The organism is uncultured Slackia sp., from assembly GCF_934630525.1.
Taxonomy (GTDB): domain Bacteria; phylum Actinomycetota; class Coriobacteriia; order Coriobacteriales; family Eggerthellaceae; genus Slackia.
On the sequence record NZ_CAKTVX010000007.1, the window covers coordinates 1 to 25,785 of the forward strand.

At 60.4% G+C, this 25,785-nt stretch carries 20 protein-coding genes and 1 tRNA gene; 17 read left to right on the plus strand and 4 right to left on the minus strand.

All coding sequences use genetic code 11. From position 1 onward, the window contains the following. Positions 1-191: 191 nt before the first annotated feature. Positions 192-1,265, plus strand: a complete 1,074-nt coding sequence (locus Q0D41_RS06705; protein ID WP_294377043.1) for a site-2 protease family protein — start codon at positions 192-194, stop codon at positions 1,263-1,265. A 98-nt stretch (positions 1,266-1,363) separates the two neighbouring features. On the opposite strand, the gene Q0D41_RS06710 is transcribed toward Q0D41_RS06705, so the two are convergent. After that, a complete protein-coding gene (locus Q0D41_RS06710; protein ID WP_294377045.1) occupies positions 1,364-2,299 on the minus strand; it encodes an FAD:protein FMN transferase in 936 nt (311 codons plus the stop codon). 530 nt (positions 2,300-2,829) lie between these two features. Between Q0D41_RS06710 and ispG the strand changes: the two genes are divergently transcribed. From ispG to Q0D41_RS06790, 16 genes are all read left to right on the plus strand, one after another. Then, positions 2,830-3,948, plus strand: coding sequence for a flavodoxin-dependent (E)-4-hydroxy-3-methylbut-2-enyl-diphosphate synthase (ispG, locus tag Q0D41_RS06715; protein WP_294377049.1), 1,119 nt, complete (start codon positions 2,830-2,832; stop codon positions 3,946-3,948). 169 nt (positions 3,949-4,117) lie between these two features. Beyond that, positions 4,118-5,836, plus strand: a complete 1,719-nt coding sequence (locus tag Q0D41_RS06720) for a proline--tRNA ligase (protein ID WP_294377053.1) — start codon at positions 4,118-4,120, stop codon at positions 5,834-5,836. Between the two features lie 492 nt (positions 5,837-6,328). Next, positions 6,329-7,318 (plus strand): bile acid:sodium symporter family protein, encoded by a 990-nt coding sequence (locus Q0D41_RS06725; RefSeq protein WP_294377056.1) that lies wholly within the window; start codon positions 6,329-6,331, stop codon positions 7,316-7,318. 147 nt (positions 7,319-7,465) lie between these two features. Next, on the plus strand, positions 7,466-8,380 hold the full coding sequence (nrfD, locus tag Q0D41_RS06730; protein ID WP_294377058.1) for an NrfD/PsrC family molybdoenzyme membrane anchor subunit: 915 nt from the start codon (positions 7,466-7,468) through the stop codon (positions 8,378-8,380). Between the two features lie 42 nt (positions 8,381-8,422). Next, positions 8,423-9,391, plus strand: a complete 969-nt coding sequence (locus Q0D41_RS06735; protein WP_294377061.1) for a slipin family protein — start codon at positions 8,423-8,425, stop codon at positions 9,389-9,391. Next, on the plus strand, positions 9,388-9,804 hold the full coding sequence (locus Q0D41_RS06740; RefSeq protein WP_294377064.1) for a GntR family transcriptional regulator: 417 nt from the start codon (positions 9,388-9,390) through the stop codon (positions 9,802-9,804). The genes Q0D41_RS06735 and Q0D41_RS06740 overlap by 4 nt, the downstream gene beginning before the upstream one ends. Positions 9,805-10,580: 776 nt before the next feature. Continuing rightward, positions 10,581-13,097 (plus strand): molybdopterin-dependent oxidoreductase, encoded by a 2,517-nt coding sequence (locus Q0D41_RS06745; RefSeq protein WP_294377066.1) that lies wholly within the window; start codon positions 10,581-10,583, stop codon positions 13,095-13,097. A 23-nt stretch (positions 13,098-13,120) separates the two neighbouring features. Then, positions 13,121-13,717 carry a 4Fe-4S dicluster domain-containing protein gene (locus tag Q0D41_RS06750; protein ID WP_294377068.1) on the plus strand — a complete coding sequence of 199 codons (597 nt, stop codon included), beginning with the start codon at positions 13,121-13,123 and terminating at the stop codon, positions 13,715-13,717. 12 nt (positions 13,718-13,729) lie between these two features. Then, on the plus strand, positions 13,730-14,956 hold the full coding sequence (nrfD, locus tag Q0D41_RS06755; protein WP_294377070.1) for an NrfD/PsrC family molybdoenzyme membrane anchor subunit: 1,227 nt from the start codon (positions 13,730-13,732) through the stop codon (positions 14,954-14,956). 81 nt (positions 14,957-15,037) lie between these two features. Then, complete coding sequence (locus tag Q0D41_RS06760; protein WP_294377072.1) at positions 15,038-15,400, plus strand: hypothetical protein; 363 nt, start codon at positions 15,038-15,040, stop codon at positions 15,398-15,400. A 3-nt stretch (positions 15,401-15,403) separates the two neighbouring features. Further along, positions 15,404-15,835: a DUF4405 domain-containing protein gene (locus Q0D41_RS06765; protein ID WP_294377074.1), complete on the plus strand. Its 432-nt coding sequence runs from the start codon at positions 15,404-15,406 to the stop codon at positions 15,833-15,835. Positions 15,836-15,867: 32 nt separating this feature from the next. Then, entirely contained in the window at positions 15,868-16,584 is a 717-nt protein-coding gene (locus Q0D41_RS06770) for a molecular chaperone (protein WP_294377076.1), read from the plus strand. Between the two features lie 178 nt (positions 16,585-16,762). Further along, positions 16,763-19,435 carry a protein translocase subunit SecD gene (gene secD, locus Q0D41_RS06775; protein ID WP_294377078.1) on the plus strand — a complete coding sequence of 891 codons (2,673 nt, stop codon included), beginning with the start codon at positions 16,763-16,765 and terminating at the stop codon, positions 19,433-19,435. A 524-nt stretch (positions 19,436-19,959) separates the two neighbouring features. Further along, positions 19,960-20,289, plus strand: coding sequence for a DUF1292 domain-containing protein (locus tag Q0D41_RS06780; RefSeq protein WP_123219732.1), 330 nt, complete (start codon positions 19,960-19,962; stop codon positions 20,287-20,289). Between the two features lie 70 nt (positions 20,290-20,359). Continuing rightward, a tRNA-Glu gene (locus Q0D41_RS06785) sits at positions 20,360-20,436 on the plus strand. Positions 20,437-20,844: 408 nt separating this feature from the next. Continuing rightward, positions 20,845-21,066, plus strand: coding sequence for a hypothetical protein (locus Q0D41_RS06790; RefSeq protein ID WP_294377081.1), 222 nt, complete (start codon positions 20,845-20,847; stop codon positions 21,064-21,066). 89 nt (positions 21,067-21,155) lie between these two features. Here Q0D41_RS06790 and Q0D41_RS06795 read toward each other — a convergent pair whose 3' ends face one another. From Q0D41_RS06795 to Q0D41_RS06805, 3 genes are all read right to left on the minus strand, one after another. Beyond that, positions 21,156-21,803: a hypothetical protein gene (locus tag Q0D41_RS06795; protein WP_294377083.1), complete on the minus strand. Its 648-nt coding sequence runs from the start codon at positions 21,801-21,803 to the stop codon at positions 21,156-21,158. Between the two features lie 255 nt (positions 21,804-22,058). After that, a complete protein-coding gene (locus Q0D41_RS06800; protein ID WP_294377086.1) occupies positions 22,059-22,958 on the minus strand; it encodes a DegV family protein in 900 nt (299 codons plus the stop codon). Positions 22,959-23,240: 282 nt separating this feature from the next. After that, positions 23,241-25,742 carry an excinuclease ABC subunit UvrA gene (locus tag Q0D41_RS06805; RefSeq protein WP_294377090.1) on the minus strand — a complete coding sequence of 834 codons (2,502 nt, stop codon included), beginning with the start codon at positions 25,740-25,742 and terminating at the stop codon, positions 23,241-23,243. Positions 25,743-25,785: the final 43 nt, after the last annotated feature.

Consider the following 25,785-nt stretch of genomic DNA (forward strand, 5'->3'; position numbering starts at 1 on the left):
GTGCCGTCGTGCCGTCGTGCCGTCGTGCCGTCGTGCCGTCGTGCCGTCGTGCCGTCGTGCCGTCGTGCCGTCGTGCCGTCGTGCCTGGCGTTCTTCTGTTCGTTTCGCGACAGCGTGGCAACACATTGCTCGCACGCGTCTGAACTTGGCATAATCGCATACGGAATATCCGGCCGAACGAAAGGCCATGCATGGACGTCGTCTTGATGGTTCTCTACATCGTCATAGTGCTTTCGGTGCTCGTTTTCATTCACGAAGGCGGCCACTTCCTCGCGGCGCGCGCTTTCGGCGTGCGCGTGACCGAATTCATGCTGGGCTTGCCGGGCCCGAACATTGGTTTCACCTGGCGCGGCACGAAATTCGGCGTTACGGCGGTTCCCCTTGGCGGGTATGCGAAGGTGTGTGGCATGGAGCCGGGCCCCGAAGACCCGCATCTCGAAGACGCGCTCGCATTCGCCTACGCTAACGGCACGGTGTACGCCGACGATGTCGCTGAGAAAATGGGCATCACGCTCGACGAGGCGATCGAGGCGCTCTATGTGCTTGAGGAATGGGGCTGCCTTGTTGGTCCGAAGAAAACCGACGAGCACAACGTGTTCCGCACGCGCGCCTTCAAGGATAAGCGCAAAGGAATCGACCTGGTCGAGGGCTCGCCCCGCCTGTTCGATGACGCGCATGAGCTCTACCTGGCCGAACGCGCGCAAACCTACCGCGCGCAGCCGTTCTGGAAGCGCTGCATCATTCTGCTTGCGGGCATTTTCATGAATCTGCTGTTCGCGATTGTGGCGTTTGTGCTCATCTATTCGGTGTTTGGCATCGATATGGTGAACGAGGCGGGCGAAGTGGTGCGCCATGTGAATGTCGACGTGGGAACCGCCATAAGCGCTGGGTTCAACTACATCGGCATGGTGGCAGTTGCTGTGGCAGGGCTGTTCAACCCGCAAACCGCGGCTGACACCGTGTCGAACTCGACGAGCGTCATGGGCATGGCGGTGCTTTCGAAACAATATGCCGATGCGGGCCCGTTGGAGTTCCTGTTCTTCATGTCGATGATTTCGGTGTCGCTCGGCATCATGAATTTGCTGCCCATCCCGCCGCTCGATGGCGGCCGTTTCGTGATCGAGATTTTCCAGAAGCTCACGAAACGCCAGGTGGGGTATAAAGCCATGAATATCATGACCATGACGGGCATGGCGCTGTTCATAGGGTTCTTCATACTCATGCTCAATCAGGACATTCAGCGGTTTATCTTCGGGAATTGGTAGAACGGTCGAATTCGAGAAGGGCGCATTTCTGGCGCGAATAAAGAACCGAATTGACGGACTCGCGATCGCGCGGGTCCGTTTTTTAGCGTGCGAATCTGCTATCTCTCGCTGTTCAGCAGGCGGAATGGAACGCGGTCGCCTATGCCTGGCGTGGCGAATACGCGGCCTTGCGCATCAACGAGCACGATATCGATTTCGGGATGCTGCGCGGCGAATTGCAGCGCAGCATCGGCGCCCATCAAAATGAGCGAGGTCGAGTAGCCGTCGCCTTCAAGCGACGTGCGCGAGACGACCGTGGCGCTTACCACGTCGCTTTCCGCGGGGAATCCCGTGCGGGGGTCGATGATGTGGTGATACGCTTTGCCGTCGCTTGTGAACGCGCGTTCGTACACGCCGCTCGTGACTACTGAGCCCGATGCCACGCCCACCGCCGCGAACATTGCCGTCACGGGAATGCCGTGCGAGGCGATCGGCTGGCGCAGGCCCACCTGCCATGGCGTGCCGTCGGGACGCCCGCCCATGACGGCCACGTTGCCGCCCAGGTTCACGATGGCGTGTTCGACGCCGTGGCGCGCAAGCACGTCGAGCACGCCATCGGCGATGTATCCCTTTGCGATGCCGCCGAGCTCGAGGCATGCCTCGGGGTCGGCGAGCTGCACGGTTGAGCCGTTGACGTGCACGCCTCGCCAGTTCACGTGCGAAAGGGCGGCGCGCACGTCGCCCTCGGCGGGGATGGTGCCATTCTTGAAATTCCACAGGCGCGTGACCGATCCCATCGTGATGTCGAACAGGCCGCCCGACGCTTCGCAGTAGTCGAGCGATGTTTCGATGAACTGGGCCAATTCGGGGTCGACATCGACCGGTGCGCCATGGGCGTTGTTGATGCGGAAGAGCTGCGATTGCTCATCGAAGCGCGAGAACAGCTTTTCGTAGCGAAGGCATGCCGCCTTCACGGCCGCCATGGCGTCGGCGTCGAGTGCGGGCGCTGTGACGGTGTTCACGGTATCGAACAGGAAGAACTCTTCGGTTTGCATGGGCGTGTTCCTTCCTGTTCGCGGGCGCGGGTTCTTTCGCGTTGTGATTCGCACGTACCCCACTATACCCGCACGGCGCGCGTGTGCAGCGGGCATTTGCGAAAGATGGATGGTGGAATGGATTCGCGCAAACGGAATGGACCAATTTGCCTATGAGTTATGCCGCGTCTGTCATTCGACGCGCTTTGATGCGATGGAATTTCGTGCTCGTTGGCTATGGCTTTCGGTAGGCATGACGAGGATGCTTTGTCGATGGGGCGCAGCTTGCGAAATGTATGGGCTTCACGGCTTCGGCTCAGGTCGGCGTCTTGTTCTATAAAAAAATGCGGGGTTTCATATGGGCGTGCCGCATTGTGGAATGCGAGGGCTTCATCGCTTGTCACATCGGTGCCGCTTCAAAAGCCGCTCTGTCTCCTTTGCCGCTCGTGTCGCATCTCGCATGGCGAAACTGCGCTGTTGGGCTTTGTTGGTTCCCGCTGGGCTCTTTTGGGCGTAAAATTAAACAGTTATGCCCGACCAAAAGGGGAAATATGCAAGCTTGTGAAACGAATATGCCTGCTGCCGCCGAATCGCCCAGCGTCGCCAGCCCGCTGCGTCCGAATCAGCGCACGCGCCGCGTGAGCGTGGGCGGAGTGCCCATGGGCGGCGGCTCACCATGCGTCGTGCAGTCGATGCTCAATGCTCCCGCCGACGATGTGGAAGCGAACCTGCGTCAAATCCGCGCGCTTGAGGCGGCTGGCTGCGAAGTGGTACGCATGGCCATTCCCCGTCGCGCCTACCTGGACCAATTCGCCGAGGTGTGCGCGAAAAGCCCCTTGCCAGTGGTCGCCGACGTGCATTTCGACGCGGGCATCGCTATCGAGGCGGCCCGTCGCGGCGCGGCGAAGCTTCGCATTAACCCAGGCAATATTGGCGGCTGGGAAAAGACCGACGAAGTCATCGAAGCCGCTCGCGCCGCGCACATTCCCATTCGCGTTGGCGTGAACGCCGGCTCGCTCGACGACGCGCTGAAGGCCCGCGCCGACCTCACGCTCCCCGAGAAGCTTGCCGCATCGGCCGTCGAATACGTGCGCCACTTCGAGCAGCGCGACTTCGGCGACGTCGTGGTTTCGGCCAAGGCGCACGACGTGCAGGCGACCATTGCCACCTACCGCGCGCTCGCGCAGGAAATTCCGCAGGTGCCGCTGCATATCGGCATCACCGAGGCTGGCACGCTCATGCAGGGCGTCATTAAATCGGCTTGCGGCTTGGGCATTCTTCTGAACGAAGGCATCGGCGACACCATGCGCATTTCGCTCACCGACGAGCCCACCGAAGAAGTGCGCGCGTGCTGGATGCTGCTCGCCGCGCTCGATTTGCGCCGCCGCGGCCCCGAAATCATCAGCTGCCCTACGTGCGGCCGCTGCCAGGTGAACCTCATCGACCTCGCGAAGAAGGTCGACGAACGCCTCGCGAACCGCGTCGAGCCGGTGAAGGTCGCCGTTATGGGCTGCGTTGTGAACGGTCCGGGCGAAGCCGCCGACGCCGACCTTGGCGTGGCGTGCGGCGCGGGCTCGGGCGTCGTGTTCAAACGCGGCGAGGTCTTGCGCAAAGTGCCCGAGGCCGATATCGTAGACGCGCTGATGGAAGAGCTCGAAAAGCTGGCCTAATCGCTCGCGCCGGTGCTCGATGCGCCGCCCTTCGCAACATCGCCCGCGGCGTTGCGGCACCGGATCGACCGCATCGCTTTCCGCGCCGCAACCGCGCGGGGCGCTCCATCGAAACCGTAACCACGCGTTCAATTTCCGCATTGGAACCAACATAGAAAAGGAACCATCCATGGCAAACATTCGCAAACAACCCGTTTTGCGCATGAGCGACATCTACGCTCCCACGTTGAAGGAAGACCCCTCCGACGCCGATATCGAATCGGCGAAGCTGCTCGTTCGTGCGGGCATGATTCGCAAGGAAGCCGCCGGCCTGTACACCTTCCTGCCGCTCGGCATGCGCGTCATTAGCAAAATCGAGACGATCGTGCGCGAGGAAATGGACTCCCACGGTGGCCAGGAAATTCTTATGCCGTTCGTGCAGCCCGCTGAGCTGTGGCATCGTTCGGGCCGCTGGGACGTCTACGGCCCCGAGCTTCTGCGCGTGACCGACCGCCACGACAACGAATTCTGCCTTGGCCCCACGCACGAGGAAATCGTGACCGACCTCGTGAATAACGAGCTCCGCAGCTATAAAGACCTGCCGAAGAACCTCTACCAAATCCAGGTGAAGTTCCGCGACGAGCGTCGCCCGCGCTTCGCGCTCATGCGTGGCCGCGAGTTCATCATGAAGGATGCCTACAGCTTCGATGCCGACGAGGCGGGCTTGGACGCAAGCTATGCCCGCATGCGCGAGGCCTACATCAACATGTTCGATCGCATGGGCTTCGATTACCGCGTGGTCGTGGCCGACTCGGGTCAAATCGGCGGCAACGCTTCCGAGGAATACATGGTGCTTGCCGACACGGGCGAAGCTGAAATCGCGAGCTGCACCTGCGGTTATGCGGCCGACACCGAAGCCGCCCAGGCAACGCCGCACCCCGTGGCGTACGCGGCCGACGCGCTCACGAAGCTCGAGACTCCGGGCGTGCACACCATCGAGGAGCTCGCTGCATTTTTGGGTACCACCGAAAACGCCTGCGTGAAGGCACTTTCCTGCAAAGCTGCCGACGGCACGCTGTGGGTACTGTTCGTCCCTGGCGACTACGAGGTGAACGAAGTGGCCGTCGAGCACCTGCTCGGCGAGTTCACGCCGCTTTCCGACGCTGAAATGAAGGACGCGGGCCTCGTGAAGGGTTCCATGGGCCCGGTCGGCCTGCCCGAGGGCGTAAAAATCGCCGCCGACGAAAGCTTGCGCAGCATCGAGCGCTGGCTCGTGGGCGCAAATGTCGACGGCTTCCACTTTGCGGGCGCCAAACAGGGCGAAGACTTTACGGTGGATGCTTGGGAGCACCTGTGCATGGTAAAGGAAGGCGACGCCTGCCCGAAGTGCGGCAAGCCCCTTTCCATCGCGCGCGGCATCGAAGCCGGTCAGATTTTCAAGCTCGGCACGAAGTACTCCGAGGCCATGGGCGTCACGTTCATGGACGAAGATGGCGTCGAGAAGCCGTTCGTCATGGGCTGCTACGGCGTGGGCGTGTCGCGCTGCATGGCGGCCGCCGTTGAGCAGAGCCACGACGAGAACGGCATTGTGTGGCCCGTGGGCATCGCTCCGGCGCACGTGTGCGTGATTCCGCTTTCCGGCAAGCCCGACGAGGTGACCGAGGCAGCTGCAAAAATCGCCGACGAGCTCGCTTGCGCCGGTTGGGAAGTGGTACTTGACGACCGCGACGAGCGCGCGGGCGTGAAGTTCGCCGATGCCGACCTTATCGGCTGGCCTGTGCAGGTTGTCGTGGGCAAGCGCGGCCTGAAAGAGGGCTCTGTGGAAGTGAAGCCTCGCGCTACTGGCGAGAAGCAGTCGGTCGCCATCGACGGCGTGCTCGAAGTCGTGGAGGCTGTGCTGAACGAATAGTGCGTTTCATCTAGCTTGATACGTAAGAGAGCCGGCTTGTAGCAAAGCGCTGCAAGCCGGCTTTTTGGTTTGTTGCGATGGTTGCAAGCCGGATTGCCGGTTTGGCTTGAGGTGCGGCGGGCCGGCATGCGGGCGTTGCGGCGGGTTGCCTCGTCGTTTCCTGCTCGTCTTTTTTCGTTCGCGGCGCGATCGGTCTTCCGTATTCCGCATGCCCCTTCACATGGCCGCCTCATTTCCGCCATATTTCTTGGACGTTTCACCTGGGTTTCTTTGATTATCAAAGCTTTTTTCTAAAATGCTGGAAAATGCTCTTGCGCTTTAGTGTGCGATAGTTATACTAACCCATCACATGCATAGGGCATGTACGCCGCAAGCGTGCATTGCCGAGCACTGGTAATTCGCACTACGATCGACCTTTCCGCCACGACCCGAGCGTTTCACCCCTGCTGGGAATGCGCTGCGCGGCGAAGCGTTTCGGAAAGGAAGTCGAAAATGAAAACGCTTGAGAAAGTAAGTGATTTCGCAGGGAAGTACATGGCAATCATCGCTTTGGCGGTAGCGATTATTGCCCTGATCATTCCAGGCCCCGTTCATTCCGTACTACCCACGAGCTGGGTGAATTATCTGCTTGGCATCGTTATGTTCGGCATGGGCATGACGCTCAAGCTCTCCGACTTCAAAGTCGTTTTCACCAAGCCCAAGGCTGTTATCGTCGGCATTTTCTCCCAGTTCATCATCATGCCGCTGCTTGCGTTTTTGCTTGTGACTGTTTTCCAGCTGCCCACCGAGCTCGCTGTTGGCGTCATTCTCGTTGGCTGCTGTCCGGGCGGTACGTCCTCTAACGTGATGACGTATCTGTCCAAGGGCGACGTCGCGCTTTCCGTTGGCATGACCGCTTGCACCACGATCATGGCGCCTGTCGTGACCCCAGCTCTCGTGCTGCTGCTTGCCGGCCAGTCCATTGATGTGAGCTATGTGAGCATGCTTATGTCGATTGTCCAGGTCGTGCTCGTTCCTATCGTACTTGGCTTCATCATCAATGCCATCGCGCCGAAGGTCTCCGAGGTGTTCGGCAAGGTTCTTCCGCTCATCTCCGTCGTTGCCATTTCGCTCATCATCATGGCCGTTGTTTCTGCGAACGCCGCTAAGCTCATGACGAGCGGCCTGCTCATCATCGCGGTTGTTATGCTCCACAACGTGCTTGGCTACGCGTTCGGCTACGGCGTGGGCCGCGTGCTTGGCCTGAGCAAGGCGCAGATGCGCACGCTTTCCATTGAGGTTGGCATGCAGAACTCCGGCCTCGCAACTTCGCTGGCCCTGACGCACTTCGCCACCATGCCGCTCGCCGCTGTGCCTGGCACCGTGTTCAGCGTGTGGCACAACATCTCAGGTGCTGTGTATGCGAACATTCTTGCTCGCACCGCCGAGAAGAAGGAGGTCGCCCCGGCCGCTGCCAACTCCAAGGTTGCCGCGAACGCGTAAGCCTCGCGAACCAATCGCATCTCATATATGCCGCAATGGCCAGCTCTTATGGGCTGGCCATTTTTGCGCGCGGAAGCGACGCGTCTTGCTATACTTGACGCAGCGTATTGCGACATTGCGATAAAGTGGGGAAGAGGTGCGTCGCGCATGGGCATATTCGGTCCGCTTATTGTGTGCTACCTGTTCCTCGGCGGAACGGGCGGCGGTGCGCTGCTTTCGATTTCGTGCTTGGAGCTGGCAAATGCTCCGCGTATCGCCTCGCGGCGGCTGTATCTGCCGCGCGAGTTCTTCGCGCGCGCATGGGCGGCGTGCGTTGTGGTGCTCGGGCTTGCGATTGCGTGCTTGGTGGCCGACCTTGGTCGCGCCGACCGCGCGCTCGCGCTGTTCGTGTCGCCCGTGCCATCGACAATAACGGTGGGGGCGTGGTCGCTTGCGGCGGCGCTTGTGCTCGCGGTGGTTTTTGCGGCCGCGAGCCTGCTCGATTGCGGCCGGCTGCGTGAGCGAATCGCGCTTGCGGGCGGCGTCGTGGGCGCGATTGCCGGCGTGGTCGTCATCGCGTATACGGGCGTTTTATTGAATGGGGCCGCAGCCGTGCTCGCATGGCAAACGCCGTTGCTTGTCGCCTTGTTCTCGCTTTCGGGGGCGTCGTGCGGCATCGCGCTGTGCTTGAGCTCGCTTGTGTTCGTGGAAAGCCGCGTGCCGCTCGTTTCGCCGATTTACGCGCTCGCCTGCGCCGACTCGGCGATCGTCGTGCTCGAGGCTGTGTGCCTTGCGGCGTACGTTGTGTGGCTCATGCTGTCGCCTGGCTCTCATGACGCGGCATGCGCGCTGGTGGCAGGCTCGCTGCGCTGGAAGTTTTGGCTCGCGCTCGTTGTTGCGGGGCTTGTGTTCCCGTACGTGATGGAGCGCTTCATCACGTACGGGAACAGCCGCACGCAGCTTTTATGGGTGGCGTTGTGCGTGTTCGTTGGTGGTTTGGCGCTGCGCTCGCTCATCGTCGATATTTCTGCGTTCGACGTTACGCAGGCGGCGTCGCTGGCGATGTCGCTCGTGCTTATGTAGAAAACGCGCGGCGTCCGCCGCGTATGGAGAAGGGGAGCGCATATGCTGCCGACTAAAAAGAAAAAGGCCGACCCGCGGGTGTTTATCGACGCCCCCTATGACGTGTGCGACAAAGAAGCCGAAATTCGTGCGGCAACCTCGTTCGTGCCGCGCAAGTCGTCGCGCAACGGCGCCACGGTGTTCAACGTCACCGTGTTCATCCTCGTGTTCGGCGCCGCGGTGCTCGCAGGCCGCGCGCTGTCGGGCGCGGTTGGCGTCGTCGAGCTGTCGGCCGCGCTCGTGCTGGCCCTACTCGCCATTTCGTCGGTGCATATCGCGTTGTCGTGGGAGCGCGTCGTCGTGCTGCGCGTGGGCAAGCTCGCGCGCGTGGCTGGCCCGGGGCTCTATTTCACCATCCCCATTCTGGAGCATGGCACTATTCGTGTTGACCAACGCACCATTGCCACGCCGTTTTATGCCGAGAAAACGCTCACGGCCGACTTGGTGCCCGTGACGGTCGACGCCGTACTGTTTTGGATGGTATGGGATGCCGAAAAGGCGTGCACTGAGGTCGAGGACTACTACGCGGCGGTGTCGTTCCTCGCGCAAACAGCCATGCGCGAGGCGGTGGGCCGCTCGACGGTCGCCGAGGTGGCGCTGCGCCGCGACCAGCTCGACCAAGAAATTAAGAAGGACATCGAGAAGGAAGCTGCGGCTTGGGGCATCGGCGTTATCTCGGTGAAGGTGCGCGATATCGTAATCCCCGATGACCTGCAGCACGTGATGTCGCTTGAGGCCCAGGCCGACCGCGAGAAAAACGCGCGCATGACAGTGGCGTCGGCCGAAGCCGATATGGCCGACATGCTGGCCGAGGCGGCGGCCGTGTACGGCGACCCGTCGGCGGCGCTGCGCCTGCGCACCATGCTGCAGCAATACGAAACGGTGAAATCGTCGAAGGGCACGGTGGTCACGGTGCCGAGTGCCCTTTCCGATAGCCTGGCCGACGCGATTGACAAAGAAGGACAGCGATGAGCGAAACGCAGGCAAGCAATCCGATGGAGGGGTTTCAGGTCGACCATTCGAGCGGTCTGCCCGTGTGGATTCAGGTGAAAAACCGCATCGCGTACCTCATCGGGTCGGGGAAATACCTTCCGGGCGACAAGCTGCCTACGGTGCGCGCGCTGGCGGTCGATTTGGATAGCAGCTACAACACCATCAATCGTGCCTATATGGATCTGGAGCGCGAAGGCTATATATCCACGCGCCGCGGCAAGGGCACGTTCGTGCTGGAACAGAAAGAAATCGGCGCGGCGCGCGCATACGACACGCCTGTCGAGTTGCTGGTAGACGATATGATTCGCGGTTGTATAGAGGCGGGCCTTACCGACGATGACATTACGGCGCTCGTCGATGAGCGCCTCGCACGACGTCGCGATGGACGGTAGAAAGGTTTGCATGCTATAATGTGGCTCGACGGCAGCTCGCGTCTGGTAGCTCGGGCAACGCCGTTGGCTATGAGAAAACGCTATCGTCTAACGACGGTGGCGTTTCTTTTTTCACCATGAGCTCGGTACATCGTAGCGTACAATAGCGTAGCTCAGCGGTTTTGGCCTTATGTGCCGGGCAACGCCCTCTCTGCGAGAGAGGAGGTGATGCCCTATGGTCGAATTATTGATGGAATTGCTTAAGGTTCTGACTGAAATTGTCAAGCTCGCGGCTGCTATCATCGGTCTGTCCAAGGCACGTAGCACTCGCTCAAAACGCAAGAAGAGCCACCGCCGTTAAGCGGTAGCTCCACTCTTTGCTATAACGGCGTTGCCTAGCTCGCCAGCGTGAGGCTTGCCGCTGAGTTCATTTTATCACCTGCCACATTCCAAGATGTGCAGCTTTCCAGCTATTTTCTCGGCCCTATCTCTCCATTATTCCAAAAATAGAAGAATCAATTTGATTGAATGTCGCAAGACATTGTGACAATATGACAAATAAGGATTTGGCCAATTCTTATCAGGCGCGCCGTTGTCGGGGGATGGCGGTGCGGAGGTGCGGCTCGCGTGAGCCGCAGGGGGATATCCGATAAGAATGAGCATGTCGCAAGGGGTTTTGGGGAACGGCCGCCGCCTGGACACGGGCGCCGCCGCATGCGCGCTATGCGCCAGCCTCGCCAATGCTTACGCGTCTCATGCAAAGGGGATATCCTGACGCTATCTTTGGAGGAGGAGAGATGTCAGGAGCACACAGCCCGAAAGGGCTCACGCGCCGCAGTTTTCTCAAAACCACAGGCGCGGCAGGCGTTGCCGCTGTGGCTGCAGGGACGGTGACGCCGCAACTCGCGGCGATCGCCGAGGCCTATGAGCCTGGGCAGCCCGAAACTCAAGGTGAGCAAATCTTCCGCGGTGTTTGTCGTCCGAATTGCTTCGGCTTCTGCCACCTTAACGTCCATGTGCGCGATGGCAAGGTGGTAAAAACTTCGCGAGCGGAATACAACGAGAGCTGTTATACGCGCATTTGCCAGCGAGGCCTGTCTCACGTCCAGCGTATTTACGACCCGCAGCGCCTGAAGTATCCCATGCGCCGCGTAGAAGGCACCGAACGTGGCGCCGGGGAGTGGGAGCGTATTAGCTGGGATGAGGCTCTGCAGGAAATCGCCGACAACATCAAGGAAACGCAGAAGCAGTATGGCGAAAGCGCCCTGGCATTCCTCACTGCCTCGGGCAACCAGGCCGTCGCAATCACAAGCGCGTATTCGCGTCTGACCTCCTTGCTCAACGCGAGCTCGGTCATGCCTTGCCTCGATATGGGAAGCTACTACGGCATGGCAGCCGTGGCCGGCAACTATATCAGCCCTCTTATGGGCATGGGCATGTGGGAAGGCAACGAGCCGACGGACGCAAAAAACGCCAAATCCATTGTGGTGTGGGGCGCGAATATTACTGATGCCCAAATTCAGAATTGGCACCTCGTCAAAGAGGCGATGCAAGGCGGCACGAAACTTGTGGTTATTGATCCCACGTTTACGCAAATCGCCGCCAAGGCCGACAAATGGATTTCCGTGCGACCTGGCACCGATACGTTGCTGAAGTACGCCCTGATGAACATCGTGCTCGAAAAGGGCGCCCAGGATGTTGACTACCTCCGTGACCATACGGTTGCCCCGTTCCTCGTTCGCGAGGATACGGGCAAGTTCTTGCGTCGAAGCGATATGGGAATCGAGCCGACCGCGACGGGAAAGATGAACCCAACCACTGGTCAAGAAATCATGTACGATCCGTGCATGGTTCTCGTCGCCGGCGAGCTCAAGACGCCCGAGGAGGCTTCGACCGCTGCCGAAATCGAGGGGTCCTACGACTTCGAGGGCGTTAAATGCCGCACGGCGTATGAGCTGCTGAAGGATGAAATCGCAAAACATAACCCCGAAGAGGTCTCCAAGCAAATCGAGGTTTCCGTCGATGAGATCTACGCGCTTGCTGATATCTGTATCGATGGCCCCGTATACCATTACGAAGGGTACGGGCCGCAAGCGTACAACAACGGCGCGCACACCACGATGGCTGGTCTCACGCTTTGCGCCCTTCTGGGCAACTTGGGCAAGCCAGGCGCATCGTATGGCGCCTATTGGACATACGGCATCGTAAACAATCCGGCGTACACGGCCCCGAACGGCGCATCCACCGGCCTTTCTATCCAGAGCGTCGATTTCAAAAATGTTGTCGAAACTGGAAAATTTTGCGGCAAGGACGCCTCGATCAAGATGCTGTGGGTCTATTCCGCCAATCCCGTCAACACCCACACCGATACGCATGCCTGGACCGATACTATCATTCCCGCAATGGACTACATCGTTGTGGCCGACTCCGTCATGACCGATACCGCGAAATACGCTGACATGGTGTTGCCGATCGCCCAATGGTTCGAGCTCGAGGAGGTTTCTAACGCGGGCCAAACGTCGAGTCTCAATTACAACGAGAAGGCGATCGACCCGCTGTATGAGAGCAAGCCCGATCCACAAATTATTTCAGAGCTCGCGCAGAAGCTGGGGCTGGGTGACTATTTCTCGCTCGACAACGGCGGCATCCTCAAGGAAATGATGGACACCCCCATTGGCGCAGCGCTTGGGCAGACCGTGGAGGACCTGAGGGAAAAGAAACAGGTGCGCGTCGTTCCCGGCGATGCCGAAAAGAAACCTCATATCGCGTATGAAAACGGCGTATTCGGCACGGCGACGGGACGTTTCGAATTTTATCGCGAGAATCCGCTGCCCCGCGCCGCTACAACGAAGGTGCCGACGGCAGAAGAAATCGAGACCAATCGCATGGCCCATTGGTTCCCCCCGTTGGAGGCGTGGCCCGAAAACGAGCTGCACAAGAAATACCCGCTCGTTCTTATGAGCGAGCGACCGCGTTATCGTGTTCACTCGCAGTGGTTCAGTGTGCCGCTTCTGCGCGAGCTTGATCCCGAGCCATTTGTGAAAATCAACCCGAAAGATGCCGATGATCGCGGCATTAAGAACGGGGATTACGTCGAGTGCTACAACGACCGCGGCTTTGCGGTTGCGAAGGCCGTGCTGTCGCAGGCGATTCGCCCGGGCACCATGGTGTATCCGAAAGGTTGGCAGCTTAGCCAACACAAAGCTGGCGGCTGGTCGCAATTGAGTTCGACGGAGTTTGACTCTTTTGCTGTGAACAACAACTTCATGGACGTGCTCTGCGAAGTTCGCGTGTGGGATGGAGGTGCTCAATAATGCATCTTGGATACGTAATCGACATGAAAAATTGCATCGCGTGCCATGCCTGCGCCGTCGCATGCAAAGTTGAGAATAATTTGCCTGATGGCATTTGGTGGGCTCGCGTTTTGACCGATGGTGGCGAAAACCAGGACACTCCTGCTGGTGAGTTCCCGAATCTTACGATGAACAACATCGAGGTTAATTGCCAGCACTGCGAAAACCCGGCATGCGTGAAGGCGTGCCCGGTTGGAGCAACCTACAAAGACCCTGAAACGGGCGCCGTTCGCCAGGATTATGATAAGTGCATCGGGTGTCGCATGTGCATTGCGACCTGCCCTTATACCGGCGTGCGCTCGTTTAATTGGGAAGAACCGAAGTATGCTATCGGCCAAGATATGGGCGACGCAGATGTCCCGAAGCATCAGAAGCATGTCGTTGAGAAGTGCACGATGTGCTGGCATCGTCTAGCAAAAGGCAAGCAACCCGCATGCATTGAAGTTTGTCCGGCGCGCGTTCGCTATTTCGGAGATTTCGATGACCCAGATTCCGAAGTTTCGAAGCTTATTCGCGAGCGCGAGTACATGCAACTTTTGCCCGACCGTGGCACGAAGCCGTCCGTTTATTACCTGGTGTAAGGGAGGCCAATTATGACTGAAAACGTTTCGGCGGCCCCCACCGCAACAAAACCCAAGCGCGAGACCTGGGGCGGGCGCGGGCTCACCGTTGCCATCGCCGTGGCTGCGGTCATTACCGTGGCCGGCATCGTCTGCTGGGCCGTGCAGCTTTCTGGCGGCATGGTGCAGACGGGCATGCGCAACCTGGACTCGTGGGGCCTCTACATCACGATGTTCATGTTCTTCGTGGGCTTGTCGGCCGGTGGTCTGATCATCTCCAGCGTGCCCAACGCCTTCGGCATGAAGGGCTTCGGCGGTATCTCGAAGGTGGCCATCTGGACCAGCGTGTGCTGCACGTGCGCGGCCATCGGCTTCGTCGTGGTCGACCTCGGCGGCCCGGCCCGTTTGTGGGAACTGTTCGTGTACTCGAACTTCACCAGCCCGCTGATGTGGGACATTCTGGTGCTGGGTACCTACCTCATCTTGTCGGTTGTCTACCTGTGGGCGTACCTGCGCCACGAGGCGGGCAAGCTGTCCCACACTGCCATTCGCGCCATCTCGGTGGTGGCGCTCATCGTGGCCATCCTGGTGCACAACGTCACGGCTTGGATCTTCAGCCTGGCGCCTGCGCACGAGTTCTGGCACACCGCGCTCATGGGCCCGTGGTTCGTAGCCTCGGCTCTGGACTGCGGCACGGGCCTCGTGCTCATCGTGTGCTTGGCGCTGCGCCGCGCCGGCTACCTGTCGCTCGAGCAGAAGCATGTCACCAACCTCGCCAAGATGCTCGCCGTGTTCGTGCTCGTCGACCTGTATTTCTACGCCTGCGACCTGCTGACCAGCGGATACTTCGGCGGCGAGGGCGCTGAGGTCGTGACCATGCTCACCTCCGGCGCGCTGGCGCCCGCGTTCTGGACGCAAATCATCCTCATGGCGGTCTCGGTGGCCATTCTGGTGGTTCCCAAGCTGCGCACCGATGCCGGCGTCGTGGCCGCCTCGGCCCTGGCAATCGTGGGCGTGTTCTGCAAGCGCCTGCAGATCCTGGTCGGCGGCTTCCAAATTCCGAACCTCGACATGCCGGGCGTCACCACGCAGTACACCATCACCAACTGGCAGGCCGGCTTCAGCGGCGCTTACCAGGGCATGGTCTACGCGCCGCAGCCCATCGAGTTCGTCGTGGCGGCCGGCGTGCTGGCCATGTGCGTGCTGTTCCTGCTGGTGGGGCTGAAATACCTGCCCCTGAAGCCGGCGGGCGATAAATAGCCCATACTTCTCTCCCGTATAACCAGGCGCGGCGCCTCCCCAATCCCGGCCGCGCCTGGCTCCTTTTCCGAAAGGTTCGCCATGGCAAAAAAGCTTATATGCGTTATCGCCGCATTTGCGCTGGCGTGCGCCTGCGTTTTTGCCGCGGCGAGCGTTTCGTCGAAAAGCGTCGGCGCCCCGCAGGCGATTGCCGCCGATTCGCCGTGCCCGGCGACGGGCTGCGCGAGCGGCGAGTGCCACGATTACGCGCACGTGCCAAGCCCCGACGGCATCCACGAGATGGCCTGCCCCGAATCGACGTGTGCGTCGGTCGAGTGCCACGCGTGGGAGACGCTCGTGGGCGGCGGCTACCGGAGCGCGTCGGACGCGAGCCTGAACCTGTGGGTGCTCGGCCCGGTCGTGTTTTTCGGCGGGCTCATCGTGCTTCTGAAGAAGGTGGGGTAGGCCATGCCGAAGAAAGCGAAGCTCTCACTCGACATCGCAGCGGCTGCGTTGTTCGCGGCGGCGGTGCTTCCCCAGTTCACAGGGATAGCCGCCCATGAATGGGCAGGACTTGGCGCGCTCGCGGGGCTGCTTTTGCATGTGGCGGCGAGCCTCGATGCGCTGGCCGGCCTTGGCATGGCGGTGCGACGAGGCTCTCTGCTCGCCGTCGTTCGCATTGCGCTCGACGCGGCGCTGTTTTTGGCGCTCGCCGTGTGCGTGGTGTCGGGCACGCTCACCAGCGCCACGGTGTTGCCGGCGGCAGGCCTGTTCGCGCCGGGGTATTTCGTGTGGGACCCACTGCACGCAGCTTCGGCGAAAGTGCTGCTTGCGCTGATTTTGGTGCACGCGGCAAGCCATGCGGGTAAGCTTGCGAGTATGTTGAAGGCGAAAGATTAGGCGTTTCCAAAAATAGACAGAAGGGATTGGCAATGGAGAGCATTTCGAGCGAGGCGTGGACTGTCCGCGCGACGGCGTGGGAGCTGGCTGCGTTCAGCTTCCGCCACCCTACGCGAGAGCTGGCCGAGGCCGTTGCATGTGGAGAATGGGCCGATGCGGCTTGCGAGGTGTGTGGGGCGTTGGATGCAAAGCTGCCCAAGGAGCTTGCGGAAGGTGTCGACTTTTCCGGGAAGAGTGGCTCCGATTCCGCCGAATCGCCCAACGTCCTCGGCGGCTCCGATGCGATCGATCGCCTTTTCCATCGCCTGCGCGCCGAGGCGACGCGCCTGTTCGTGGGGCCGACCGAACCTGCGTGTAGCCCCTACGAGGGTGTGTGGCGCGCGAAGGCCGATGGCGTGAAACCGCTGCTGTTCGTGAATCCGCATTCCATGGAAGTCGAGCGCTTTGTGAAGGCGTGCGGTTTCGCACGCCCCGAGGGCAAGAACAATCCGCTCGATCATATCGCCACCGAATGCGAGCTGCTCGAAGCGCTCGCCCTGCGCGCGGCGGGCCTGCCAGTCGCGGCGGGCGAGCGCGCCCTCGCCGATTCCAATCTGCCGGGAGGCTCCGCCGCCGCAGCGTATTCCCAGTTCATCGAAGAACACCTTGAGATCTGGGTCGTCGATTTCTGCGCGTCATGCGAATCGGAGGCGCGCGAGCCGTTCTACCGCGCCGCTGCCGCATATCTTCGCTGCCTTCTCGAAGGGTAGGCATATCGGCTTTTGCGGTGCGAAAATGCGCAAATCAATGCGTAAACCCACCGTACGCGCGCTCCTGTAGATGAAAGTTACCCGCGATTCTCCTTGATGTGGCATAATGAAAAGGTTCTATAGAAAATTGCCCTTACTGCGCCTATGCGCAGGGGCGACACGTCACGGAAAGAGCCGTATGAAGTCCGAAAAAGCCGAGGCAGCAAGCCTCAAGCCTGCTCGCGACCGCAAGAAGAAAACGTCGCAGCATGTGAATCGCCGCAATGTGTGGCTGATCGTCGCCACCGTGCTTTTGGTACTGGGGTCAGTGTTCGCGTTTATGCCGCCCCAGGAAAAGATTAACCAAGGCCTCGACATTCAGGGCGGCTTGTCGGTCGTGCTTACCGCGAAGAGTACCTCGGGCGATGCCGTTTCCAGCGAAGACATGGAGAAGTCGCGCTCCATCATCGAGAGCCGCGTGAACGCGCTCGGCGCGAGCGAGGCATCGGTTTCGCTGCAGGGCAACGATCAAATCCTCGTTCAGATTCCTGGCCTTTCCGACACCGAGGCCGCACTCGACACCATCGGCCGTACCGGTAAGCTCGAGTTCGCGCGCCTCGATTCCTTCACCGACGAATCGGTGAAGACCAAGATCGACAACGGCCAGTACGTCACGCAGGAAACCGTGACCGACGCGGCTGGCAATAAATTCCCCACGGGCAAACAGAGTTACGACCTCGAAGTGCCCGAGGGTACCTACACGCCGCTCGTGACCGGCTCCGACATCACGCGCGTGACGGTTGATAAGGAAAGCGAGGCGTCGGCTAACTACGCGGTCGACATCACGCTGAATTCCGAGGGCGCCAAGGCGTTTGAGGAAGCGACCCGCGACCTCGCGGCCGACCATGGCAAAATCGTCATCATCCTCGACGGCAAGGTGCAAAGCGCTCCTGCCGTGCAGGGCGTGATTTCTGGCGGCAACGTGTCCATCACGGGCAACTACACCATGGACGAAGCCAAGGCGCTGCAAACCGTGCTCGAGTCGGGTTCGCTGCCGGTGAGCTTTGAGTACGCGCAGAGCCAAACCGTTGGCCCGACGCTTGGCCAAGACGCGCTTGCTTCTGGCGTGCTCGTCGCCGCAATTGGCCTAGCGCTCGTTATGCTTTACCTGCTTCTTTTCTACCATGGCCTGGGCCTCATCACCGCCGCCGCCATGGCCGTGTTCGCGTGCCTGTACCTGGGCATTTTGGCGCTGCTTTCGCATTTCGGCCTGTTCAGCCTGTCGATGGCGGGCATCGCGGGCGTCGTGCTCACCATCGGTATGGCCGCCGATTCGTCGATTCTTACGCTCGAGCGCTTCCGTGAGGAAATTCGCATGGGCCGCAGCGTGCGCGCCGCATCCATCACGGGCGTGCGCCACGGCATCCTGACCTCCATCGACGCCGACCTGGTAACGCTTGTTTCCGCGCTCACGCTGTTCTTCCTGGCGAGCGCATCGGTCAAGGGCTTCGGCCTTACGCTCGCGCTCGGCATTCTGTGCGACATCGCGATGATGCTGCTGTTCAAGGCGCCGATTATTCGTCTGCTTGCGCCGCGCTGCATCGCGAAGCATCCTGGCTTCTGGGGCGTGCGCGACTGCGAAGATGCCGCGCCGTATTTCCAAGGCGAGAAGCAAGCCGAAAGCCGCAAAGACGTGCGCGGTCGCTTCATCAAGCTTGACATCAACGTGCTGGGCCTGAAGAAGTACTTCCTTTCCGCCGCCGCTGTCGCCATGGTGCTCGTCGCCGTGATTATTGGCGTGCGCGGCCTGCAGTTCGGCATTGAGTTCGTCGGCGGCACGTCGGTCACGTTCCACGGCACCGGTGACACCACCATCGAGCAGGTGCGCGACGCATTCGACGACGCGGGCGTGAGCGATCCCGTGCTGCAAACCACGAACGCCGATGGCGATACGGGCATTCTCGCTCGCATGACCACTACCTCGGCCGAAGATGCGACGCACATCGCGAACCAGGTGGCCGACGAGTTCGGCTGGAGCACCGACAGCTTCGAGGTGACCACCATCGGTCCCGACTGGGGCGCATCGGTCGTGCAGAGCTCGCTGCTCGCGTTCCTCGTGTCGCTGATTTTGATTATTGCCTACATCTCGATTCGCTTCCGCGATTACAAGATGGGCGTGTCGGCGGTTATCGCGCTTTTGCACGACCTCGTGCTCGTGTTTGGCGTGTATGCGCTGGTCGGCCGCGAGGTTACGCCGAATACCATCGCCGCGCTGCTCACGATTCTGGGCTATTCACTCTACGATACCGTGGTCGTGTTCCACCGTATCAACGAGAACATGAAGGACGATTCGGTGAAGTGCACGTTCGCTACCATGGCGAACCATTCGGTGAACGAGGTGCTCATTCGTTCGCTGAACACGTCCATCACCTCGCTCATTCCGGTTGTGGCTATGCTCCTGTTCGGCGGCGAGACGCTGAAGGACTTCGCGTTGGCCATGACGGTCGGCCTGGTCGCGGGCGCGTATTCGTCCTATGCCATCGCAACGCCGATTTACGTCATTTGGAAAACGCGCGAGACGCGCTACGCCAAGCTGCAGCGCAAATACGGCGACACGGTGGTGCGCTGGTTCCTCAATCGCTTGCCGCAACCTGTGAAGGCTGCTGAGGCCGAGGGCGCTGCTTCGGCCGCTCCGGTTGCCGCGAATGCGACAGCTTTGGCGGCTCAGGGCGCTTCTGCTGAGGTTTCTGCGGAAGGTTCGGGCGAGAATGCGACTGCCGCGGCCGTCGCGCAGCCCGCACAGGCGACGAAGCAGTCGACGCACCGCCAAAAATCGAATCGCTCGAAGTCGGCGAATCGCAAGAAGAAATAGCCGCGTCGACGCTTAACGGCCCTATTGGCGCTTAAGGTTTCCGAAAAGCCCGCATATGCATGCGGGCTTTTTTCGTGCGGTAATTTTGGCGCTCAAGTGTTGTGGGCGATGCTGCTAGAAGCCGTGGATAGTTTCGCAAGTGATTGCCGTAGGGGGTTGCCTTGGGCGATTGCTCAGGTATCTGCAGTTATGCGTTGCGAAGCCGAGAATGCTTACGTGCTTGCTTCTCCTTTTGTATAGAGGCCCAATCGCCGAAGACATCCCTTGGCCTTCCGTGGATGTGCTTTCGTGCGCGCGATGGCGTAGGAGGTTGGCGTGGGTCGTTCTCATGGGGCTTGCCTCCTGCTTCTGAATTCTCGGTTGCTTCATCTCAGCGTGTTGGTGCGCTCCGGTTTGCCCGCGCGCTCATTTCGTGATGAATTGCGGGCTTGCGCGGAACGGCTCGCGCGCTGCCGTGCGAGATGCGATAATGGGCACGATATGCGTAAGGCGGCACGGCCGCTTCAGACTAGAGAGGATGCGCAATGGCAGAAATCCGCGAGGGCTCCGCGCCCAACTTCGCCCCGCCCGTCGAAGAGGGCATGGTGTTCGAGTTCGAGGACGAGAAGGGCGAAATCTCTCAGCTCGAGTTCCTGGGCCTCATTTTGCATGATGAGCAGCGCTTTGGTTTCTTTTTCCCGGTTGACGAGGATGATCCGGCGGGCTCTTCGGGCGAGGTTTTGATTCTTGAAGTGACCGACCTCGACGAAGAGGGCCAGCCCTGCGAGTTCGAGCTTCTTGATGATGAGGAAATCGCCGCCCAGATTTATGACGAATTCCGCGAGGCTACAAAAGACCTCTACGATTTCGAATAAATTTAAAATTCTTCTTGCATTTCTGGGAGAATCCTGTATTCTAATCAAGCTGCTTAATTGAAGCACGCATGGCCTGGTCGTCTAGCGGTTTAGGACGCCGCCCTCTCAAGGCGGAGATCGGGGGTTCGAATCCCCTCCAGGCTACCATTGAATACTGCAGGTCAGGCGATTGCCTGGCCTGTTTTAGTTGAAAGCCCGTTCTAACGAACGGGCTTTTTATTTGAAACGACCTGACGCCGCGTAGCTGGGAGTTCTTTTGGGCGCTGCATTTCGTTCGGCTTAGGAAATGGCCGAGGCGGTGGTGTCTTGGGGAGGCGATAGCTTTGCTGAATTCGCCTTCTTTAACAAGAAACGCATTCGTGAGGCGGCGACGATTGTTCCCGAAGTGGTCGAGGTGCTCGTTTTGAGCTACAAGGTCGGCATCGCGGATGGGAGCGGGGCGTGCATGAACGATCTTGGCGCGCTGTATTACATGGGCGATCTTGTCGAGCAAGATTATGTCAAGGCGGCGGAGCTCTATGAAATGGCGGCCGGTGGTGCTGCGATGAAGTCGACATGTCCGACGAGGCCCCCGAAGGCGGTTATAAGGATGCTACGGCGGCCTCCTGTAGCCAGTGGGGCTTCGTGTCTGCTTCCAATGAGGAGATGGAACGGCTCGTTGCCTCCGAGACATTTGCGCGTGAGCTTGTGGCCCGAGGCATAACCGCAGACCCTGATGGCGGTATCGAGCTGCATGGCGCGGTTGACGTGCTCCTTGAGCTCTTGGCCGAGCCTTAGCTGTCCAAGGCACTCCTAGTCCATCCAGGAACTGTTAGGGAGGGATGTTCGGTGAACGCTTGAAGGAGCACTTGGGGCTGCTGGTGGCTCTAAAGGCTTAAAACGGAAGCTACGATCTCGTTGCGCGCTTCATCGGTGGGGGAGATGCGCTTGGAGCCGCCCCAGGCGGCCGCAAAGTGCATCTCGGCTAGGTGGGGCAAGTCGAACATGTCTCGCGCGACGAGCAGGGCGCATTCGTAGCGCTCTTCAGGGCCGTGCTTCAGCAACTCCATGGCGCTCGTGAGTCCTTCGTTGCACAAGAGCTCGAGGCGTCCCATCTCGTCAACGATAAGCATGCGTTTTGCCGGGCTGGCATGGACGCATGTACATTCTGGCATATCGGCTGCTTGAGGCTCCTTTGCGGCTTCAATGAGCGCATCAAAATGCGCATTCACCTTCCGAATCGCTTCATCGGAAATGTGCCAGCGAAGCATCGCCTTGGCCGATTGCGCGTTGGCGTCAAACGTGCCCTCGGCGCGGGCCAAATCGTCGCGTCGTGCGAAATGCACCACCTCATGCGTTGGCAGAAGCTCGTTGTCGATGCCGAGCTTATCGAAGCCACCCGCTTCGTCTTCGCGCCATACGCCAGGCGCAATCACGCCGTCGCATACGGCCCCGCGCGCTTCGAGATCGCCTACGAGCGCCTGTAGCCAGCGAGTTTTTCCGATTTGCACATCGCCTGTAAGAATGTAGAGCACGGTGGCCTTTCTTTTGGTGGAATTGCGTCTCTGGTTGCGACGCGTTTGCGCGCGTCTTTCACGGCTAGCAAGCGATTGTTCAGAATATGCCCAGTTCGCAGGCTGTTTCTCTGCAGTTTCTTCAGGTTCAACCGAGTCATTGCTCGCGCACTCTTCGAATGTCGACGTCCTTTGTTTTGAGGCTATTTTGGATGCGCTCGGCGTTCCCATCAACCGCTGACAGAAAAATCGCGCCGCGTTTATGCGGCGCGATCGCTAGCATACGATGATTTCCGGTTCGCTGCCGTGGAACTTGTTCGGAATGGGGGCGTTGCATTCGTACGCGATGCCCATGGCCGGGCCGACGTGCACGCCGATAACCGGACTCGCCGGCACGACACGGGGCATGAACCCGATGAACGGCGCCACCTTCTCTTCGGCCCACTGCACAGCCGGCGCTTTGCTGCCGATGTAATGAACGACGAGGTTCTTAAGGCCGCTCGGTGCCGTATCTTCGCCGAGCACCTGGAGCATTTTCGCAAGAGCTTTTTTCTGCGTGCGGCACTTCGAGAAGGTACTCGCTTCGCCGTCGTTTACGGTGAGCACGGGCGTGAGGCTGATCATGTTGCCGATGAGCGCGGCGGCTTTTCCGATGCGGCCGCCCTTCTGCAGGAACAGCAGCGATTCGGGAGCGAATACGAATCGCGTGGAATGCAGGCTTGCGTTCGCCGCCTGAATGCAGTCGTCAAGGCCGGCGCCCGTTTTGGCGGCTTTTGCGGCGGCGATAACGGGCCAGCCCATCTCCATGCAATTGGTCATGCTGTCAATGGCGGCGAAACGGAAGTTGGGGAGGTCGTTTTTGACCTCTTTGGCTGTGTGGACGAAGCTTTCGAACGTGCCCGACATTTTGCCGCTGATGAAAATTCCGAGCACTTCGTCGCCCGTTTTCGCGATGCTTTCGACAACTTCGCGAACCTTGCCCAAGGGCGGCTGGCTCGAGGTGGGAATGTTGTCAGCCATTTCGTAGATATCTTTATAGAAGGCATCGAGGTCGGTTTCCGATTCGACGAGCTCTTCGCCATTCCTATTGATGATGAGCGAGGTGACTTCGATGCCGAGCTCGGCGCGAATGTCCTGGGGAATGGACGAGGTTGAGTCGGTGATGATTCGAACCAATTTGTGACCTCCAAGTGCTCGTTGTCGCGGCGAAAGGGTTTTTGCGGAAGGCTCGACGCGGCTTCCGCTTTGACCCAATCGGGCCTGTTCGCGGTTGATGCTGCGAACGGGCAGGTGTGGCGCCGTGCTAGAAAGTATTTGCTTCAGCTGCGATTTCGCGAAGCTGTTCTTTTCCCACGATTCTAGCATTCCTGCTGCAAAGAAACGCGCAATGCGGAAGGGTTAAAGAAGATTCCGCGAACCGCCAAGCTTTACCAAAGGCGCCGTCGCGGTGGTTGTGCCCTAGATTCCCAAATAGCGTCCCGTGATGCTTTCCCGGTTTGCGGCGATTTCCTCGGGCGTGCCGCATGCCACGATGCGTCCGCCCGCTTTGCCGCCCTGTGGACCCATGTCAATCACGTAATCGGCGTTCGCGATGAAATCGAGATCGTGCTCGACCACCACCACGGTAGCGCCCTGCTCAACGAGACGCTGGAACACGCCGAGGAGCGTTTCCACGTCGCGCGGGTGCAAGCCGATGGTGGGCTCGTCGAACACGAACACGGCATCGGCTTGTCCGCGGCCCATCTCGCTTGCGAGTTTCAGGCGCTGTGCCTCGCCGCCCGAAAGCGCGGGCGTGGCTTCGCCGAGCGTGAGATATCCCAGGCCCAGGTCATGCAGGGTTTGCAGCTTTTCGTGCGCCTTCTTGACGTCGGCTACATGCGGAAGGGCCTCGTCAACGGAAAGCGCGAGCAGGTGTGGCAAGCTGAGCGCCTGGTTATCGGGCGCGCCTTTTTCGGGCCGGCGAATTTTCTCGGCAGCGGTTCCGTAGCGCGACCCGCGGCAATCGGGGCAGGCGATGTCGACGTCGGGCAGGAATTGCACGTCGAGCGAGATTTGTCCCGTGCCGTCGCAGGTGGCGCAGCGAAGGCTTCCCGTGTTGTACGAGAAATCGCCCATCTTCAGCCCTGTCGCTTTCGCGGAATCGGTGTGCGCGTATGCGCGGCGCACATCGTCGAGCGCACCGCAATACGTGGCGACCGTCGAGCGCACGTTGATGCCGATGGGAGTGGCGTCGATGAGGTTCGCGCGGCGAATGCCCTCGGCCTCAATCGCGGTGACGTGCTCGGGGAGCGTTTCGCCTGTCGCCGCTGCGGCAAGCGCGGGAATAAGAGTTTCGAGCACGAGCGTCGTTTTACCTGAGCCCGATACGCCCGTCACGGCAATGAGCCGGCCTTTGGGAATGTCGATCGCGAAGGGCTTCACGGTGTGAAGCCCGCTTGACTCAAGATGGATACGACCCAGGTCGAACATCTGTTCCGCGGATGTTTTCGGCCGGGCCGCAACGCGCGCGGCTCCCGAAAGATAGGGGCCGATAATTGATTCGGAATCGTTTGCAACTTCTTCAACCGAGCCTTGCGCTACCAAGGCGCCGCCGCGGGCGCCTGCTTCGGGGCCCATTTCGACAAGATGGTCGGCCGCGCGAAGGATGCGCGTGTCGTGATCGACCATCACCACCGAGTTGCCGTCGGCAATCAGGTCGCGCATGACGCCTAAAAGCCCGTCGATGTTGGCGGGGTGCAAACCGATAGAAGGCTCGTCCATCACGTACAGCACGCCCGTGGTGCGATTTCGCACCGAGCGCGCGAGTTGAACGCGCTGGCGCTCGCCGGTGGAGAGGGTCGCGCCTGCTCGGTCGAGCGATAAATAGCCCAAACCCAGCTCGAGCAGGCGACGAGCCGTGCTTTCGAACGACTCGCAAATCGATTTCGCCATGGGACGCATCTCATCGGGGAGGCTTGCAGGCACGCTTGCCACCCACGTCACCGCTTCATCGAGCGTCATTTCCGACGCCTGTGCCAGATTGATGCCGCGAACGATTGACCCGCGCGCGGCCGCGGACAGGCGCGAGCCGCCGCAGTCGGGGCAGGGGCCTTCCGTCAAGTATTTCGCCACGCGGCGCAAGCCTTTCTCGTCTTTCGCCTTGGCGAGGGAGTTTTCCACGGTGCGCACGGCATTGTAGTAGGTGAAGTCGAGTTCGGCGAAATTCTCGCCCTTCTTCGCCTTGTAGAGGATGTGCTTCTTCTCGGCTGGCCCGTTGAAGACGATGTCGCGTTCGGCGGCCGTGAGCTCGCAAAACGGCACGTTCGTACGCACGCCCATGGCGCCGCACACCTGCTTCATGAGGTCCCACATGAGCGTGCCCCATACCACCACGGCGCCCTCGTCGATGGTTTTGCTTTCGTCAGGCACGAGTGCGGCGCGGTTTACGGTGCGCGCGATGCCGGTTCCGCTGCAGGTGGGACAGGCTCCTTCGCTGTTGAACGCGAACGACTCGGCGTCGGGGCCGAAGAATTCGCTGCCGCAATGCGGGCATGAGATGGGCAGTTCGGCGGCAACATTAAGGCTTGGCGGCACGTGCTCGCCGCAGTGCGGGCACACGTGGCTGCCGACGCGCGAGAACAGAAGGCGCAGGCTATTCAAAAGCTCGCTTGAAGTGCCGAACGTGGAACGCACGCCTGGCACCGCTGGACGCTGGTGCAGCGCGAGCGCCGCGGGCACGTAGCGAACGTCGTCGACCGAGGCTTTGCCGGCCTGCGCGATGCGGCGGCGCGTGTAGGTTGAAAGCGCTTCGAGGTAGCGGCGAGAGCCTTCGGCGTAGAGCACGCCGAGCGCGAGCGAGCTTTTGCCCGAACCCGATACGCCTGCAATGCCCACGAGCTCGCCGAGCGGGATATCCACGTTTACGTTCTTCAGATTGTGCACGCGCGCGCCGCGCACTTCGATGTGGTCGATGTTCTGCATGATTTCCTTCGCCTTAGGGCTCGTGCCGTTTCTCCCATCGATT